This is a genomic window from Yersinia sp. 1252 StPb PI (assembly GCF_048593885.1).
In the GTDB taxonomy this organism is placed as follows: Bacteria; Pseudomonadota; Gammaproteobacteria; order Enterobacterales; family Enterobacteriaceae; genus Yersinia; species Yersinia enterocolitica_E.
Window position 1 is genome coordinate 1 of the sequence record NZ_JAZGQE010000536.1, and the last position, 343, is coordinate 343.

Consider the following 343-nt stretch of genomic DNA (forward strand, 5'->3'; position numbering starts at 1 on the left):
ATTATTGAACGAAGAGTAAATAGTCTAGAACTCTCTGTATCGGTATTTTTAAATGCTCCCTCATGGTCAACGCCCACACCTAGCATTGCCTGTAATCCATCGTTAACAAATTTCGCCCCTTTAATTGGAACTGTACCGTCACCTGCATCTTTAGGAGGAACAATTGTATAAGTTTTTTCTCTCCACTTATTTTTTGTCAAATCGATCGGTATTTTAGCCGTACGAGCATCTGTTATTTCATAATTATGTGGATCTCTTATTACCCCACTATAAGCTATTTCTGATATATCTTTATTTTTATCATAATAGCCACCTGTTTTATCCTTCCAGTAGAGAGTCTCAT

1 pseudogene is annotated in these 343 nt (G+C 36.2%); it reads right to left on the reverse strand.

What is annotated here, in order from left to right:
* Positions 1–343: pseudogene (locus V2A85_RS24650) on the reverse strand (hypothetical protein); the annotation flags it as partial.